This window comes from Paenibacillus sp. 32O-W (genome assembly GCF_007679495.1).
Classification (GTDB): domain Bacteria; phylum Bacillota; class Bacilli; order Paenibacillales; family NBRC-103111; genus Paenibacillus_L; species Paenibacillus_L residui.
In genome coordinates this window covers 11,856-28,657 of the sequence record NZ_VEGP01000073.1, presented here as the reverse complement: position 1 = coordinate 28,657, position 16,802 = coordinate 11,856, and the positions used below count along the sequence as shown (strand labels likewise).

Genomic DNA, 16,802 nt, shown 5'->3' with positions numbered 1-16,802 from the left:
CCCTCGATCCCTCCACCCGCATAGCGGGTGGTTTTTTGTTTCGCGCGTTTCACGCACTCAACTGGCTAAAGCCTAAACAAAAAGCCCGGATCCGCATCCGGGCTTTCACATCCTGTTCTTTTCCTCTCGTTTCTTGCGTTCCAAATAGGCTGCCACTTTCATCCGGTTGCCGCACGTCTTCTGGCTGCACCAGCGGCGGGTATTATTCTTGCTGTTATCGTAGAAATATAACACGCAGTCGGGATTCCCGCATTTCTTAACCAAACCGAGGTCGACATTCACAAGCAAATCAACAGCGGCTTCCGCGACGGGGATCAACAGGTCGACCGGATGCCGAAGTTCAGTGTGACGTATTGATGCAAAACGGCGATGATGCTGGACAAGCCTTACTGTAACGGCCTTACCCCTAAGAATACGGTTAACGCGCTCCATATCCTCGTCGGCGGCATCCTCTCCCTGCATCCCCTGCCTGACCAGCGTCCGTATGCCTGTGCGCAGTTCTACGGCTTCCTGAACTAATGTATTTCCTTCCCTCCACATTGCATTAACGGCATTCATCTGCTCAGCGGTCAAGGAACCTGCTTGAACAAGCCAGTTCAATACATCGTTCGACGTTTGCAGCAGGTCTACGAGGTTGCCTGCGGATACAACCTTCGTATTCAGAAAATCCAATGCCAGGTGATTCCCTATAAAGTAAAAAGATGGAGCAATTATCTTGGGCATCCTCCGAGCTCCTTATTGCTATTTTGCTCACATTATACCCCATTCGATTCGATTGGCCTAGTCTTGTCCAGAAAGCGAAGCTGTGACACTGCCGGAAAGTTTAGGGGACTGCCGGGAACCCGCTCACCGGCAATGATACAAAACAGCCCGATAAACGGGAAAGAGCACATTATAGTCTATCGAGTTAACTATACACCATGTCAGGTTTACGATTAGTGATGATAATGGAACTCCGTTAAATGCATGTATCTATAATAGGATTTTTCAGTAACCGTACTTAACCACTAGCTACCTCGCCTAATACCTTGACAAGACCGCCAAATTCCAACTCTTCAAATTTCCTTAAGGTTGCAGCATGACGCAGATCCCATATACAATCATCTAATTTACATTCTATGGGCACATCTAGTCGAATTCGAGCTAGTTCCCTTGAAAGATGCAGCATATCCAAGTTTTGTTCAATTTTCTTCTTGATACTTGCTGGAAGTTGTTCTAAACATTCGAGACAAGCTTCGACCGAACCATACTCATGCAACAGCTTAAGTGCAGTTTTTTCTCCAATTCCTTTGACTCCTGGGTAATTATCACTTGTATCACCCATAAACGCTTTTAAATCTACAACCTGTGAAGGAGTTAGCTTCTTCGCGGCAAACAGAGTTTCTAAATCATACACCGTATAATTAGATCGGCCCTTATTCATAATTACAACCTTAATCTGCTCTGTGATTAATTGAAGCATGTCATGGTCCCCGGTTAAAATAAACACTTCGGATTCATGTTGAAGTTTGTTTGACAATGTGCCGATACAATCATCCGCTTCGTACCCGGCTAGTCCAAAATTCGGCACGCCCATTTCGGCCACTACTTCTTTGACCAGATCAAATTGCGGTAAAAGCTCAAGTGGAGCTTCCAAACGATTTTTTTTGTATTCGCTATAGCTTTCTGTACGAAACGTGCTGCTCCCCATATCCCAACAGCAAATGACATGCGATGGGTTAAATTTATGAATCGCATCAAAAAAGTATTGAACAAATCCATAAACCGCGTTGGTAGGTAATCCATCACTTGTTTTACGTATGTAGCCGGAATAAGAAGTCGCATAGAAGGCTCTAAAAAGAAGAGCCATACCATCGACCAAAAGCACTTTATTTTGAGATTGCAACCTGGTCCACTCCGTTCTTTATAGATATTGCGTCTCTCTCCTAATCTTGTTAATAGATTATAACATAGAATAGAATGGCCTGCTCTCGTATCGGCCTAGTTGAATGGTCCCCATAGTATAGGTGCAGCTGAAAGGACATTTTCTCCTATGTTATGACACCATTTGCTATGGTTCCCGTATTACAGTATTGTAAGATAAATGATAGATAAATGAATAGGACGATAGATTTAGTCCTGTTATAATAGATATCCGGATAGAGCGGAAACCGTTCAGCGCTAATGACGAGGAGATGGATGGATTGCAGGACTGGTTGCTGAATTTTATACTGATCTACGGTTATGCCGCCGTATTCGTTCTTCTCGTTCTCGGGATCGTCGGTCTTCCCATCCCGGACGAGCTGTTGATGATGTTTACCGGTTATTTGGCCTCCCGGGGACAGATGACCTTACTGACTGTTATGATCGTTTCCGTCTCCGGAAGTCTCGTCGGAATGCTGCTGTCCTACTGGCTCGGACGCCGATTCGGCTTGCCGCTCTTACATAAGCTGGGGCCGAGGCTGAGGCTGACCCCGGCACGCTTCGAACGGACCTCCCAGTGGTTCGAGCGATTCGGTCCGGCGATCGTTACGTTCGGCTATTTCTTTCCGGCTATAAGGCATTTAAGCGCCTATTTTGCGGGAATGCGTTCCTGGAATCCGTTGAAATTTTTCGGCTATGCCTTTCCCGGGGCTCTATTATGGGCATTTATATACGTTCGTCTCGGGTATTATTTCGGAGAAAACTGGAATACTTGTTTTGCTTATATTCGAACTTATATATGGATTCCTATCGGCATTATCGTTCTTATTTGTCTGATCGCGCTTTGGAGAAGCTACCGTAAGCAGAGACAGGATTTGTAGTTTGAAGAGGTGAATCGTCATAGATATGATCGCGCAGTGGTTCGAACAATACGGTTACTGGGTTCTGTTCATAGGCCTGCTGCTGGAGTACATTGCCCTTCCTTTCCCTGGCGAAACGACCATGACCTACGCAGGGTTCCTCAGCTACAGCGGCTACCTCAGCTGGCCTATCACCGTATTGGTTTCGGCCGCCGGAACAACGATAGGAATTTCGATTACTTATTGGATAGGTCGCCGGTTCGGAACAGCGTTCTTCGACAGGTTCGGGAAATACCTGCTCCTCCCCCCTGCCAAACTGCAGAAAGCGGGAGGATGGTTTAACAAACACGGCAACAAAATCATTTTTATAGCCTATTTTATTCCTGGCCTCCGCCACTTCACCGGATATTTTTCCGGAATTGTCAGGCTACCCTTCCGTACTTTCGCCTTATATGCCTATAGTGGGGCCTGCTTCTGGGTTCTTACGTTTCCGACTCTGGGTTACTGGCTGGGTCCCAACTGGGAGCTGTTGCATAAGCTGGCATCCCATCCGAAAATACGGATATTCCTGATTCTGGCCGCGGTCGTCGTCGTATCCGTCTGGTTGGGCATCAAATTTAGAAAGCAGTTGGCCGAACTGCTGTCGCAAACGGTTCGTTGGCTTAACCGCAAATTATAAGGGTCGATCATAAAATAACCCCAGGCAGGAGGGCAAAAATGCTTGGGGTTTTCCACATTTAAGCGATGGCGATCCGCAATTCATCCACATGCGATAGAAATCTGGATAAACCAGCTTGAAGCCATGTTTTCAGTGCAATATTTTTTTGAGTTTATTTTTTCTTCTATAGTAAAAAACTTCTATTTTCTGATATACTAAGGAAAAAATCAATCGAGTGAGGAATAAATGATGAGAGACACTGGTATGATTCGTGTGTTAGATAGTCTCGGCCGTATCGTCATCCCTACCGAAATCCGAATGACCCGAAACATTGAGCTGGGTGATCCGCTTGAATTTTTCATTTCCGATGACAACACGATCATCATGAGGAAGTACAAGTCTACCGAATGCAGCTTCTGCAGGGAATTAAACAGCATCGCTTATTATAAGGGGCAGTTTATTTGCGAGAGTTGCTTGACGGAATTAAAGCGCATACAGGAAACTTCCGAGAAGGCTTCCGTTCCTTCCAAGGACGAGATCTATGGGGTCATCGACGCGGCCAGAGAGGCACCGGAACATACGCTCCAAGAAGCGGAACAATTTGCAGCGGCAAGCCATCCGGAGACCGCTTCCTCTTCCACCCTTTCCTCCAAAAAAAGAAGCAAAAAATCGGAAGCGCTATACCGTTTGGGACAAGCTCTAAGCAACCATCCAGGGGCAACTCAGAAGCAGCTTGCCAAGCTGCTGGGTATCAGTCAGGGGCGGGTTAGTCAGCTCCTTAAAGAAATGAAATAACCGACACAGCCCCTATTCATCATTTATAGCAATTCCATTGCCTTGACCAAATATTAAGGGACTTCAAGCTTACCGGCAAATACCAAATGGCAGCCGGCTGATGAAGTCCCTTGTTGTGGTTTATCGAAATAAGCCTGCTAAGCTTGCTCTTCTCTATGAAATTTATTTAGAGGCATTAAGACTCGGGGCCGAAATATTCTTGCAGCCCTGCAACGATGGCTTTCGCTACTTTAAGCCGGTAACCTTTCGCCCGGACGACCTCTTCCTCATTCGGATTGGACAGGAAGCCCAGCTCCAATAAAACGGACGGATTAGAGTTATGCCGCAAAACATGGTAATCACCAAAACGGTCCCCGCCGTTCTTCATATCGGTCTCCGCCACAAGCTCCTTCTGCAGAGCCTTGGCCAACGGCTTGTCCTTCTTCTCGGAATGGTAGAAGCTGATGATTCCGCTGGAATCGGGCTTGGCCGAGTTATAATGGATACTGATGAACGCATCAGCGTTCTTGGCATGACTGATATCTACTCTGTCTGAGAGATCCAGGAACTGGTCTTTATCCCGGGTCAGATAGACTTTCGCTCCCGCAGCTCTTAACGATTCCGCAACGAGAAGTGCGGTTGATAGATTTAAATCCTTCTCAAGAGTACCGTGTTTGACTCCGATCGTCCCGGGCTGCGAGCCCCCATGTCCGGGATCAATAACGATTACCTTGTTCTTCAATCCGGGAATTTCAAAGACAGGTTTGTCAGGAATATTTCCTTCAACCGGCGGTGAAGAGGTCTCTGCCGTCTCCTTCTTGGCGGGAGCCTCCTTAAGAACAACGAATTCGCCGGACACCCATCCCTTCTGGCCGTCGCCGGTAATGACGTTGAGCCACTCTCCGGCTTGTCCGACAACCTCCAATTCGGAGGAATCCGGAAGCAGGTCGACAATGTCCGCCTCCAAGTCAGGTTCCTCTCTCAGTCGCAGAGCATCCGCACTCACTATTCCGTATACTTTCCCGATAGTCTTCTTCTCCGTTGGTTTCGGCTCGGAGGCAGGCTTAGGATTATTCCCCTTCTCCTCTCTCTGTTCCTTCTCATTAGAGGTCTTCACGGGTTGCTCTTTAATCAGATAATGCGCGGCAACCCAACCCGGGCCGGATTCGAATTGAATTTCCGCCCATCCGTATTTCTCGCTGAGCACCTCCACCTCTGTTCCCTGCTTCAGACTCCCGATAATGGCGCCTTGCGCGGCGGGTTCCTCGCGGACATTCAGTGAGGTAGCATCAACAGTAGCTTTATACCCGTTCTCCTCCGCATAGGCGGGTTGTATGTATATAATCGATCCTATTATCCAGCATAGTAAAGTGGCGCAGAGCCACAGTGTCAAACGGCCATTCTGCATAGACCGATAAGTGCTTGTCATCAGAGGCCTCCCTTTCCATAAAATAATAGATTAGAAGCATGGAAGATTCCTCCTATTATGTCATTGTTCAGCCTCATCTGACAAGTATTTTGCGAGATTTTAAGACAAAAGTCCGAAACATTTCGTATCTAGACGGCAAAATTCGATCTATTTTTACACATTAGGCGGCCATGCGTTCGGCAAAAGCTTGATTGGCCTAGCCATGTGGGGCTAATCCTCATGCTCCTCCCACCCGCGGCATCGGCATAGGCTCCTTCCCAAGCTCCGCCCAAATATATTTCAGCAGCAGCATAGATTTCAAATCGCGGGCATTCGGATCATCCCACAGATTTCGGATTTCGCCGGGGTCCTCCTGCAGGTCGAACAGCTCTCCATAGGTCTGATTATAATAAACGGTGATTTTGTATCTCTCGTCCACATACGTTTTCTGATGGATGGTCGTCGGTTCATGCCGGAATTCGCATAAGATATGATCTCTCGCCTGCTGCCGCTCTCCCAGCCACACGCCACGCTGATCCACTCCGGTCATGGTCCGCGGAATCGGGGCTCCTATAAAGCTTAGGAACGTCGGCGCCAGATCGACTAGCGATTGCATGGCGGCCGATTGCACCCCCGCCGGGACATGCCCCGGATAACGGACGATCAAAGGAACCTTGATCAAATCTTCGTAGTGGAACCCTCCCTTGGCCTGCAGCCCGTGCTGACCGAAGAAATGCCCGTGATCGGTCGTAAAGACGACTATCGTATTCTCCGCAAGTCCCAGTTCATCCAATTTGTCCAGGATCCGGCCGATATATTTGTCCATCATGCTGATCATTCCATAATAAGTGGCTACCAATTGCTTACGCTCCTGCTCGGAATCCAGCAGGTGGGAATGGTACCCATGGATGGGAAATCCCGTCTCCTTCCAGGCGCTGAAATCCGGATTTCTCTCCTGGGTCATCCGGAAATGCGGCGGATTCGCAAGATGCTCCCCCGGCACAGCCTGCGGGATAGTCAGATTATCCGGATCATACATGCGGTCCCATGGTTCCGGCACCAGATACGGCGGATGCGGATCGGGGAAGCTTGCCCACAGGAAGAAGGGGTCTCCGGCACGGTGATATTCCTCGAGCATCGCATTAGTCCGTTCCGCAATCCACGTATTGTAGTGATACTTCTCAGGAATCGGCCAGGAATGGCGGATCGATATATCCATGCGTCCAACCGGGGGCGAGAAATACTCCCGCCAATCGCTGCAGCCCTGCTCCTCCATCCAAAGCGCGTAATGCTGTCCTACCAGATACTCATTCGTATGGTTACGTGCCAGCTCCACATGCTCGAATCCGTAAAACACATCATGGAAGTCCTTCCAAAATTCCAGGTCCTGCAAATAAGGATAGGATTCAAGGGAAGGAAATTCCTCCGTATTCTGCAGCTGCTGGAAATGCGCCTTGCCGATCAGCGCCGTCCTGTAACCGGCCGCCATCAGATCCTCCCCGACCGTATGGCGATCCTCCTGCAGCTTCGTTCCCAGTGTCCAGGCTCCATGCTGGCTGGGATAGCAGCCTGTAATAATAGACGCGCGTGTCGGCGTGCAGGTGGGATTGGGACAGTAAGCTCTCGTGTAGGTCGTCCCTTCCTTCACAAGCCGGTCAAGATTAGGTGTATGGATTTCCCGATTGAATGCCCCGATCGTGTTCCAATGCTGCTGATCGCTTGTAATGAGCAAGAGATTAGGCCTTGTCATCATTTCAACCCCCTTGGTTTGATTAAGTTCTATTGTAAAGGATCAAGGATGTTCAAGGAATGAAGAAATGTGAGCTTGATATGTCATTTTGTTAGGTTTCACATGTCGAAAAAACTCCTCCCCGCTTTTCCAGCGTGTTAAGTTTGCTCGGATTTTGCGGTTGCCCGGGAAATGTTGATCATGAATCGTACTGGCTTGGTGATGCAGCCTTGTGGAAGAGCGTTTACGTCGTCCGGTGAAAATGCCTCTCATGAAGCATCATTATAACTGATGATAGGGAAGGTATTGCCGGATTGGCCTCCAATAGGCAAAAAGCCATCCGACTAATCTGTCCGATGGCTGGCAACGGGGCTTCCCCTGACATTCAGAGGGTCCTCCCCATGAAGTGTATTCAATGCTTGTCGATCAGTAGCCTACCTCTACGGAGGCATTGACGATATATATCAGGTCATTCTTGTCATCTTTGTCCGGCAGAACGATGCCGCTTGACGTCACCATTCCGCCGTCGATCAGCTCCACCGTCACCTCGCCGTATGGAATGACCGCTTTAACCTGCTCCACATCCAGCAGCTCCTTGTCGCATGGAACAGCCAATTTAATGTGGACCTTCATTCGGTTCAAATCGTTATCCGGCAGGACAGAGCGAAGTCCCGGCATCGAGTTGCTGTGAATGGCATTCCGGACCGCACGGACTGCCGCATTGGTTATATCCTGGCCGTGCAGGTCGGCCCCCATCCCCAATTCGATAAAAAACAGCTTCTCCATCCGTTACCCTCTCCTTTACCAAGTAATATTAGTGAGGTGATGTGCCAATCACCGATTTATTCTTCCACGAACAACGGGACCTTCTTGAACCCTTCCTCGGTAGTCAAAATCAAGCCGATGTCCGACAGCCTCAGCTCGGGAACTACAATCAGCGCAAGGAGAGACAGCGTCATAAACGCATAGTTCATCGTGCAGCCCGCCTGTTTCAAAGCTTCCCCGATAGCCCGCGATTGCTCGGCGACTTCCTCGTAAGGGGCGTTGGACATAAGACCGGCCACAGGAAGCGGCAGCACGGTTTCACCATTTTCGGTCACCATGGCAATACCGCCCTGCACAGCCGCAACCGCGTTAGCCGCTTTGGCCATCAATTCGTCCGAGTTTCCGATGACCATCAAATTGTGACAGTCGTGGGCTACGGTCGTTGCAATAGCTGCCGGAACGTTAAAGCCTACGTTCGTCACCAGACCTAGAGCCTTATTGCCGTTAAGACCATGCCGTTCGATAACGGCCATCTTGCACAGGTCGCGATCGGCATTCACCTGCAGTTTCCCATCCACGACAGGCACCGACAGTATTCGCTGCTTCGTATCGACATGATTCTCCCGGACTTCCATCACTCTGGCTTTCACTTCGCCGGAAGCCTTCGGAGCTTGAATGACGAAATCTTCCGGCGTCAGCTCACGGGACAGACGTACCGAACGAATGGCCTCTTCCGGATAGATGTATTCCGGCAGCTCAACCGTCATTCTTCCGTTCTCCGCAACGACTTGACCGGCGGCAATGGTCATCACAACGTTGATATCGGCCAAATTGCCATCCATCATAATGATATCGGCATAATTTCCCGGAGCGATCAAGCCCACATCGCGGGAAACACCGAACCGTTCCGCCGTATTGATCGTCACCATCTGTATGGCCGTGACAGGAGAAACTCCTTGCTGAATAGCATGGCGCACGACGAAATCGATATGGCCCTCATCCACCAAGGATTCCGGACTGCGGTCATCCGTTACGAGAATCATCCGCCGCGTATCGATTCCCTGCTCCGTATGAGCCTTAATCGTCGCTGCCACGTCATGCCAGGCTGATCCTCTCCTCATCTTCGCATACATGCCTAGACGAACACGCTGAACCACGTCCTCGGCGGTGACCGGCTCATGATCTCCGCTGATTCCGCTCGCCGCATAAGCCGATAATCTCCAATCGTTCACCGGCCATGTATAGTGGCCATCCGCCACCCGCCCTGCTCTAAGGGCTGCCTGAATTTCGCCGATCATCTTCTCGTCGCCGTAGACGACCCCCGGGAAATTCATCACTTCCCCCAGCGCGATCATATCGGGTCCCCAAGTGAAAGCCTCGGCCACCTCGTCCGGTCCGATGATGGCTCCGCTTGTCTCCAGCTCAGGGCCCGTAGACGGGACGCAGGATGCGACCTGCATATATGCAGCCAGAGGAGTCGTTCTGGCTTCATCCAGCATCATCTTCAAGCCTGGAAGTCCCAGGACGTTGGATATTTCGTGAGCGTCGAAAAAGCCTCCCGTCGTGCCTTTGACCAGCACCGCTCTGGCGAATTGGGTGGCCGTAATTTGGCTGCTTTCGATATGGCAGTGGCCGTCGAGAAAGCCCGGGGACACATAGCGCCCGGCAGCGTCAATCACACGGGTATTCTCCCCGATTAGATGGCTGGCGTCCCGGCCGACAAACGCGATTCTAGCCCCTTGAACCCCAATCGACATTCCTTCAACAATTTCTCCGGAAGCTACGCTCACCAGACGCGCATTCGTAATTACGAGTGAAGCCTTCTGATCCCCTCGCGCCGTTGCGACCAGATCCGGAACACAATCTGCCAACGGTGGTCTGTGAAATTGGTGTGTCATGCCCTATTATCTCCTTTAAACTTTATACTGAGGTTGAAATGCTCCGACTATATGTATATCCGGGGCGTACAGCACCCTCTTGTCCATTATATCGTTCGTGATGTTCGAAGGTAAAGCTAAGCGGTTATTTCTCATTGATCGTGGAATGTAGTGGATAAATCGAATAGAATACATCCATATTATGGAACCCGTCGCAGGCGTTTGTCATATAGTATTACTGTCTCAGAATGGATCTCTAAAGGAGTGTAACACCGGGATGAATTCATATTACAGTTATGTTCCCGCATGGCCGGCCAGGACAACGTCGCCCGCGGCTCCCCAGTTCGGCCTGGCTTGGAATACGTCCTCCGCCAACCGTTCCCCGGGAGACGGAGCTTCACATTCCCGGGAAACCAAGTATGTTGCCATCGTCAAACCGAAATTCATGGAGCATCTCAAAGAGTATCAAGGCAAAAAAATAACCGTGATGACTACGGGAGGCAAAGTGGAAGGAAAGCTGGATGGCGTCTTTATCGACCATCTGGCCTTGACGTCTCATGACAAAAAGTTCCATGTTCTGTATCATCAAATCATCTATTTCGTATAAGCGCTCTGCAGCACCTTAGGAAGTGCATTGATTCTCGCACATTTCCATAAGCCAACAAGCCGAAAGTCCGGTTTCTTATTTGAGAATCCGGCTTTCGGCTCGAAGGCTTTCTACTTTTCGTTGGATATATAGCGCGAAACCATGTTTGCAAAATAGCGATGAACCCTTGTATCCGCAGTCAGCTCCGGATGGAACGAGGCGGCCAGCAAATGCTCCTGCTGCGCCATAACGATGGAGCCGTTAAAGGAGGCCAGCACCTCCACTTCCGCACCCGCTTCCTCTATAAGCGGTGCCCGGATGAATACGGCTTGAACATCCTCGCCGATCCGCTGTATAGGCAAAGTCGCTTCGAAGCTGTCCTTTTGCCGGCCGAAGGCGTTACGGGCCACCGTGATATCCATAAGCTGCAAATAGCTTTCCTGCTGGTCCTTGATGTTGGAGGCCAGGGAGATCATCCCCGCGCAAGTTCCGAAAATCGGTTTTTTCTGCTTCGAGAACTCCCGGATACGCTCAATAAATCCATATTCCTTCATTAAGCGGCCGATGGTTGTGCTCTCCCCTCCGGGAATGATCAGCCCGTCCACCCCGTCCAGCTCCTCCGTTTTTTTAACGATGGCTCCCTCCACCTGTATTGACTTTAACATATTCAGGTGTTCGGCAACCGCACCCTGCAAAGCAAGAACGCCTATTTTCATCGACTTCCCACACCTTCTTACCACATTAAAAGTTCAAGTTTATTTGAGCATTAAGATGAATACCTTTCTAATTGACGTTCGTCTTCGAAGAGGCTCCGTTAGGAGCTTTTTTTACCAGCCTCTGTCCTGCATGCGTTGGGACGGCTCCAGCTTGTTGATTTCAATGCCCTTCATAGCTCCGCCCAAATTTTTGGACACATTGGCAATCAGCTCGAAATCTTCGTAATGTGTTGTCGCCTGAACAATCGCTTTGGCGAATTTTTCCGGATTTTCGGATTTGAATATTCCGGAGCCGACGAATACCCCGTCCGCACCCAGATGCATCATAAGGGCTGCATCTGAAGGCGTCGCCACACCACCGGCCGCGAAGTTGACTACAGGAAGCCGGCCATGTTCATGAACGTATAGAACCAAATCATACGGAGCGCTCAGGTTTTTGGCTTCGGCCATCAATTCATCCTTGGAAGCATTCTGAATCTTCCGGATTTGCGAGTTGATCAAACGCATGTGACGAACAGCTTCCACAATATTGCCCGTGCCAGGCTCCCCTTTGGTACGCATCATGGAAGCCCCTTCTCCTATTCTTCTCAATGCTTCACCGATATCCTTCGCCCCGCAGACGAAAGGAACTTTAAATTGTTTCTTATCGATATGAAACAAGTCATCGGCAGGAGTGAGCACTTCGCTTTCGTCAATATAATCGGCACCTAACGCTTCCAGCACTTTCGCTTCCACATAATGTCCGATTCGGCATTTTGCCATGACCGGAATCGTCACCGCGTTCATCACTTCTTCCAGAACGGTAGGATCTGCCATTCTGGCCACTCCGCCGGCCGCCCGGATGTCGGAGGGCACTCTTTCCAGAGCCATAACCGCGCAGGCTCCGGAAGCTTCGGCAATCTTGGCCTGCTCGGCATTCATAACGTCCATGATGACCCCGCCTTTTTGCATTTCGGCCATCCCTCTTTTAACTAAATCCGTTCCTGTTTGTACCATAGCACCCATCTCCTTAATGATATTAATAATTAATGATAATAAATATTACTTGCAAATATGGGGAACTCGACTTGCCCCACAACGACCGACCATGGATGATATAATTGCAGAATACGTTCACCTTCGTAACCCTCGGCACATTTCCAGCTTCATCCTTTTATCCGTTAAGCCTCGGGGTTGTCGAATCCCCCCTCCCATATTTATACAAGGATTGTTTCCTGGTGCTATTTTAGGTACGATGATATGTAACAGTCAATATCAATGTGTAACACTTTACTTGGATCAAGCAGGAGGGAAACACCTTGAGAATCGAATTGAACCGCAGCTCGCAGGTTCCGTTAGCCCGGCAAATCTATAGAGCGTTGTCCGATCGGATCTTATCCGGTTATTTTGCCAAAGGCACCCGTCTGCCTTCCGTCAGACAACTGACAAGGATGCTGCAGGTCAGCCCGGTCACCGTATCGCATGCTCTCGATCTGCTCGAAGCGGACAAGCTGATTACCCGCGTGCAGGGCAAGGGAACTTTTGTTTATGAGGCGGGGGAAGTTGAAGTTAAGAAGGAAGTGAGTAACAGTCCATTACAGTTCCCGGACTATTTGCACCGGTCCCAAGCCAAGCATTACAGTGAGAAGCCTGTAGCCATCAATTTCTCCCTGTCCGCAGTAGCTGCGGATTTGCTGCCGACCCGGGAGTTGGCGGAAAGCCTCCGGCATCTGGCGCAATACTATCCGGAAGTGCTCGCTCAATATGGCGAGATCCAGGGAGATCTGGAGCTGCGACAGGCGCTGTCATCTTATTTAATGAATGAACAAATTGCGGTCTCTCCCCAGGAAATATTGGTCACCAACGGGTCCCAGCAAGGGATCGATCTGGTGGCCCGGAGCTTTATCGGACCGGGAGACGTTGTCGTTACGGAAGAGCCGACCTATGCGGCCGCCATCGATGTTTTTCGCAGCCGCGGCGCTACCATACTGTCGGTTCCGATGGATGAGGAAGGAATGCGGATCGACCGCTTGACCGCCTTGACGGATGAGGTTACCCCCAAGCTGATCTATACGGTGCCAAGCTTTCAGAGCCCGACCGGCAAGGTCATGAGCTTGCGACGGCGCAAGCAGCTGCTGGGGCTGGCTGAAGATTTGAACTGTCTCGTCCTGGAGGATGATCCGTGGAGTGAAATCTATTACGACGAAACTCCTCCCCCCCATATTAAATCGATGGACCATAGCGGCCACGTCATTTATTTGAAGGGACTCAGCAAAATGCTGTCTCCAGGCTGCCGAATCGGCTTCCTGATCGCTTCCGTCAGCATTCTAAACCGGCTGATCACCGCCAAGACGAATGCGGACCTGGGCAACCCGCTGCTTAATCAGAAGGTGATTCTGCCCATTTTTCAATCCCGACAAATCACGCCTCTTCTAAAACAGCTGCGGGCCGCCCTCAAGCAAAGGCGCGACCTTGCCATCAAACTGCTAAAACAGCATGCTCCCCAAGGAGTAAGGTGGATCATTCCGCGCGGAGGTTTCAACCTGTGGTTAACACTCCCTCCGCAAGCCAATACGATTGAGCTGCTGGATGAGGCTGAGCGTCATCACCTGACTTTCCTTCCGGGATCGGCCTGTTATCCTAACGAAGTGGAATGGAATCACCTGAGAATCAGCTTCTCGCAGGTGAGCGAGGAGCAGTTGAGAACCGGATTAGTGGAGCTATGCTCTGCGATCGCCTCTTATTTGGCCGCGGCCGGGAGCCGCAAAGGGACGACTCCTTTATTTTAACGGCTTTCGTCTTTTTCCGGTTCTTTGAGGGCTGAGCAAGGAGTTTACGGCCTCCTTCTATCTATCATTAGTAGACCTGCTATAGCCGGATTAGGCATTATCCTGCCGATTCTGGTACAATGAATTCTAGTAGCTGGGTGAATCCTCCAGCTAACTATTATTTTTTTATAGGGGGTTGAAAATGGAACGGTTATCCATGTATCTTCATCAGGATAAAGGTGGACTCTGGTTGACCGAAAGCGAAAGAGACAATCTTAAACTCAATTACCGGATAAAAGAAGTGGTATTTGAACAACAGTCTCGTTTTCAGCATGTGATGATCCTGGATTGTTACGATTTCGGAAGAATGCTTGTGCTTGACGGAGCTGTGCAGACAACTTCGATGGATGGTCATATTTATAACGAAATGATCACCCACCTTCCTCTTACGCTGCATCCCGATCCGCGACGGGTGCTAATTATAGGCGGAGGAGATTGCGGTGCCGCGAGGGAAGCCTGCAAATACCGTCAAGTGGAACAATTGGATATGGTGGAGATTGACGAATTGGTCGTTCAGGCGTGCAAGGCCCATTTGCCGCAAGTGTCCGGCAATCTGTCCGATCCCCGGGTCAATTTCATCTATGCCGATGGAGTTGAATTCGTGAAGCAAGCGAAAGGAAAGTACGATGTCATCATCGTCGATTCCTCGGACCCGGTCGGGCCGGCGACCCAGCTCTTCGAGCTGGACTTCTACCGGAATCTCCATCATGCGCTGAAAGAGGACGGGATGATGGTTTGCCAAAGCCAGTCCCCGATCTTCCAGCCGGAAGTTATGGCACAGACCTTGGGCCGGATTGACAGCCTGTTCCCGCACACGCACATGTATTGGGCTGTAGTACCTACCTACCCAGGAGGTATGTGGAGCTTTACACTTGGCTCGAAACGTCCGGTCGACTTCGACCGATGCGCGAACTTCGACAAGGAAGCTACCTATGCCAACAAGGATGTGTTATCCGGCTGCTTCCAGCTTCCGCAATTTGTGAAAGCTCTTCTGGATGAGGAAAAATCCGTCCATATATAGGATGCTGCCATCCGTCGGTCTTTATGAAAAAAAAGGGAGAGAATGTTCTGATATTCTCTCCCTTCCATTTATGCAAGAAAACTAGCAGGCGGTTCCTGCTATTTTTCTTATTCCGGTTTATCCCAATGTTTGTATTATCGGGCTAAGACCCCACCTCTATAGGTGGGCTCTAAATCAGGTGGAGTAGAGTCTCCATCTGATTACTCGATGTTCAGCTTAGCTGAACGAGTTCACTGATGGGCCGACACCAGTACCGCATCGTAATATTCTTCCAGCGTCAAATCTTTCTCGTAAATATCTTTGGCAATCTCTTTGCCGACATAACGGATATGCCACGGCTCATAGCTGTAGCCGGTAATCGATTCCTTCCCTTTCGGATAGCGGATAATAAATCCGTACTCGTGAGCATGCTCGGCCAGCCACTTGCCTTCCTTCATATCCGCGAAGCAATCCTCCGCCGCACATTTCCCGCTGCTGTCCGACACATCCATAGCCAGTCCCGTCTGGTGTTCACTATGCCCGGGAACCGCGCTAACCTTACGAGCCTCTTCCTCGCCTTGTTCCTTGACGTAACGGTTAAATAAAGATTTTTGATAATCATAAGACCGGTACCCGGAAACTCCGCCCAGATGAAGTCCGTCCTTTTTGGCCCCTTCGAATAATTCCTCCAGGGCTTCGGCTGCTTCTTTGCGCATCAGTCTTTTTTCCAGCTTTTCGCTAAAAATGAAATGAACATTCGGTTCTACCAGATCATCCGCCTTATAGCCGTCCGGAAGCTTATACTTCTTGTTGACCAGCACCGTCATCGCGTCGGGCTTTGCTACTACCTCTACGGCCTCATTCCCCGGATTGGTTCCAGTCCCCTGCTTTTCCCCAGATCCCGCATCCGGTGAAGAAGAAGGCGTAGTTTCCGGCTTCTTGTCGTCCGTTGGGACAGGCTCCGCAGACGGAGAAGGAGACGGACTTGGGGTGGTTTCTGCTTTAGGGGAAGAAGTGACCCCCGGCGTTTCAGCCGCCTGTCCCGGCGAGGAATCTCCGCAGGCAGACAACAGTGCAAGGGACCCGGAAAGGACTAGAGCTGTAGCAGCGACAGATAAGCGATTTTTTTTCATAATGAGCCTCCTATCCGATGGATTTCTTTGTCTTCCCATCTTTATTTGACACCTTTAACAAACAATGGTACCGGTCGACCTGACCGGACTTAATACATCGTACCTTGGCTGCCACCGACTTTGTTGAGCAGGGCAACAAGTTGAACCAGCACCCATTTAAGTTCCTGTAAATAGAATAAAGGAAGCCGCCTCTTGCCCATTCTACCTGTCCATATTCGTATTTTCAACTATTTCCTTCCTTTTTTTCTGGTGCTAATAGCCTGCGAATATCGGATCCGTCAACTAGAACCAGCGCGTTTCCACTTCCAATATCGGCCTTTAGCAATCAGCTAGCAGTCGTCATTCTAATATTATTTTTCCATGGAGACTAAACCGCCCGACTTCTTTGTGGTAATATATAAAAAGCTTCCTATTGAAGAAAACTCAGAGATGTCGTCGAATCCTTCTTTAGAGGTTGCTTTTGATGCGATTCAGCCGGGCCTGTGCACAGGGCAGTCCAAGCTTGCATCGTATAAAAAGCTTCCTATTGAAGAAAACTCAGAGATGTCGTCGAATCCTTCTTTAGAGGTTGCTTTTGATGCGATTCA

The 16,802-nt window shown here is 49.9% G+C and carries 17 protein-coding genes; 7 read left to right on the top strand and 10 right to left on the bottom strand.

Going from position 1 to position 16,802, the window contains the following annotated elements; genetic code table 11:
• Nucleotides 1–105: 105 nt before the first annotated feature.
• Both FS806_RS21680 and FS806_RS21675 read right to left on the bottom strand, forming a co-directional pair.
• Nucleotides 106–723, bottom strand: a complete 618-nt coding sequence (locus FS806_RS21680) for a CGNR zinc finger domain-containing protein (RefSeq protein ID WP_144940796.1) — start codon at nucleotides 721–723, stop codon at nucleotides 106–108.
• Nucleotides 724–1,000: 277 nt separating this feature from the next.
• Nucleotides 1,001–1,885 (bottom strand): 5'-3' exonuclease, encoded by an 885-nt coding sequence (locus FS806_RS21675; protein ID WP_144940793.1) that lies wholly within the window; start codon nucleotides 1,883–1,885, stop codon nucleotides 1,001–1,003.
• Nucleotides 1,886–2,183: 298 nt separating this feature from the next.
• On the opposite strand from FS806_RS21675, the gene FS806_RS21670 reads away from it, so the two are divergent.
• From FS806_RS21670 to FS806_RS21660, 3 genes are all read left to right on the top strand, one after another.
• Nucleotides 2,184–2,783 carry a DedA family protein gene (locus FS806_RS21670; protein WP_186328477.1) on the top strand — a complete coding sequence of 200 codons (600 nt, stop codon included), beginning with the start codon at nucleotides 2,184–2,186 and terminating at the stop codon, nucleotides 2,781–2,783.
• A gap of 25 nt (nucleotides 2,784–2,808) precedes the next feature.
• Nucleotides 2,809–3,441 carry a DedA family protein gene (locus FS806_RS21665; protein ID WP_144940788.1) on the top strand — a complete coding sequence of 211 codons (633 nt, stop codon included), beginning with the start codon at nucleotides 2,809–2,811 and terminating at the stop codon, nucleotides 3,439–3,441.
• A gap of 243 nt (nucleotides 3,442–3,684) precedes the next feature.
• The gene (locus FS806_RS21660; protein WP_260982210.1) at nucleotides 3,685–4,215 is read left to right on the top strand and encodes an AbrB/MazE/SpoVT family DNA-binding domain-containing protein; all 531 of its coding nucleotides are present in this window, start codon (nucleotides 3,685–3,687) and stop codon (nucleotides 4,213–4,215) included.
• Nucleotides 4,216–4,390: 175 nt separating this feature from the next.
• On the opposite strand, the gene FS806_RS21655 is transcribed toward FS806_RS21660, so the two are convergent.
• From FS806_RS21655 to FS806_RS21640, 4 genes are all read right to left on the bottom strand, one after another.
• Nucleotides 4,391–5,623 (bottom strand): N-acetylmuramoyl-L-alanine amidase family protein, encoded by a 1,233-nt coding sequence (locus FS806_RS21655; RefSeq protein ID WP_144940785.1) that lies wholly within the window; start codon nucleotides 5,621–5,623, stop codon nucleotides 4,391–4,393.
• Between the two features lie 217 nt (nucleotides 5,624–5,840).
• Nucleotides 5,841–7,355: a sulfatase family protein gene (locus tag FS806_RS21650; protein WP_144940782.1), complete on the bottom strand. Its 1,515-nt coding sequence runs from the start codon at nucleotides 7,353–7,355 to the stop codon at nucleotides 5,841–5,843.
• 402 nt (nucleotides 7,356–7,757) lie between these two features.
• Nucleotides 7,758–8,117, bottom strand: coding sequence for a Lin0512 family protein (locus tag FS806_RS21645; protein ID WP_144940779.1), 360 nt, complete (start codon nucleotides 8,115–8,117; stop codon nucleotides 7,758–7,760).
• 56 nt (nucleotides 8,118–8,173) lie between these two features.
• Complete coding sequence (locus FS806_RS21640) at nucleotides 8,174–9,994, bottom strand: adenine deaminase (RefSeq protein WP_144940776.1); 1,821 nt, start codon at nucleotides 9,992–9,994, stop codon at nucleotides 8,174–8,176.
• 256 nt (nucleotides 9,995–10,250) lie between these two features.
• Between FS806_RS21640 and FS806_RS21635 the strand changes: the two genes are divergently transcribed.
• Nucleotides 10,251–10,580, top strand: coding sequence for a DUF2642 domain-containing protein (locus FS806_RS21635; RefSeq protein ID WP_186328476.1), 330 nt, complete (start codon nucleotides 10,251–10,253; stop codon nucleotides 10,578–10,580).
• A 110-nt stretch (nucleotides 10,581–10,690) separates the two neighbouring features.
• Here the strand turns inward: FS806_RS21635 and pdxT are convergent, their stop codons facing one another.
• Together pdxT and pdxS are read right to left on the bottom strand one after the other, a co-directional pair.
• Nucleotides 10,691–11,275, bottom strand: a complete 585-nt coding sequence (gene pdxT, locus FS806_RS21630) for a pyridoxal 5'-phosphate synthase glutaminase subunit PdxT (RefSeq protein ID WP_144940770.1) — start codon at nucleotides 11,273–11,275, stop codon at nucleotides 10,691–10,693.
• 111 nt (nucleotides 11,276–11,386) lie between these two features.
• The gene (gene pdxS / locus FS806_RS21625; RefSeq protein ID WP_144940767.1) at nucleotides 11,387–12,271 is read right to left on the bottom strand and encodes a pyridoxal 5'-phosphate synthase lyase subunit PdxS; all 885 of its coding nucleotides are present in this window, start codon (nucleotides 12,269–12,271) and stop codon (nucleotides 11,387–11,389) included.
• Between the two features lie 302 nt (nucleotides 12,272–12,573).
• Here pdxS and pdxR point away from each other — a divergent pair, with 302 nt between their 5' ends.
• Both pdxR and speE read left to right on the top strand, forming a co-directional pair.
• Entirely contained in the window at nucleotides 12,574–14,043 is a 1,470-nt protein-coding gene (gene pdxR, locus FS806_RS21620) for a MocR-like pyridoxine biosynthesis transcription factor PdxR (protein WP_144940764.1), read from the top strand.
• A gap of 181 nt (nucleotides 14,044–14,224) precedes the next feature.
• Complete coding sequence (gene speE, locus FS806_RS21615; RefSeq protein ID WP_144940761.1) at nucleotides 14,225–15,103, top strand: polyamine aminopropyltransferase; 879 nt, start codon at nucleotides 14,225–14,227, stop codon at nucleotides 15,101–15,103.
• A gap of 230 nt (nucleotides 15,104–15,333) precedes the next feature.
• Here speE and FS806_RS21610 read toward each other — a convergent pair whose 3' ends face one another.
• Nucleotides 15,334–16,215 carry a M15 family metallopeptidase gene (locus tag FS806_RS21610; RefSeq protein ID WP_144940758.1) on the bottom strand — a complete coding sequence of 294 codons (882 nt, stop codon included), beginning with the start codon at nucleotides 16,213–16,215 and terminating at the stop codon, nucleotides 15,334–15,336.
• Nucleotides 16,216–16,304: 89 nt separating this feature from the next.
• The gene (locus FS806_RS25915; protein WP_186328475.1) at nucleotides 16,305–16,442 is read right to left on the bottom strand and encodes a hypothetical protein; all 138 of its coding nucleotides are present in this window, start codon (nucleotides 16,440–16,442) and stop codon (nucleotides 16,305–16,307) included.
• 133 nt (nucleotides 16,443–16,575) lie between these two features.
• Here FS806_RS25915 and FS806_RS26365 point away from each other — a divergent pair.
• Nucleotides 16,576–16,802, top strand: a 227-nt coding sequence (locus FS806_RS26365; RefSeq protein ID WP_222126744.1) for a hypothetical protein, incomplete at its 3' end; no start/stop codon positions are given.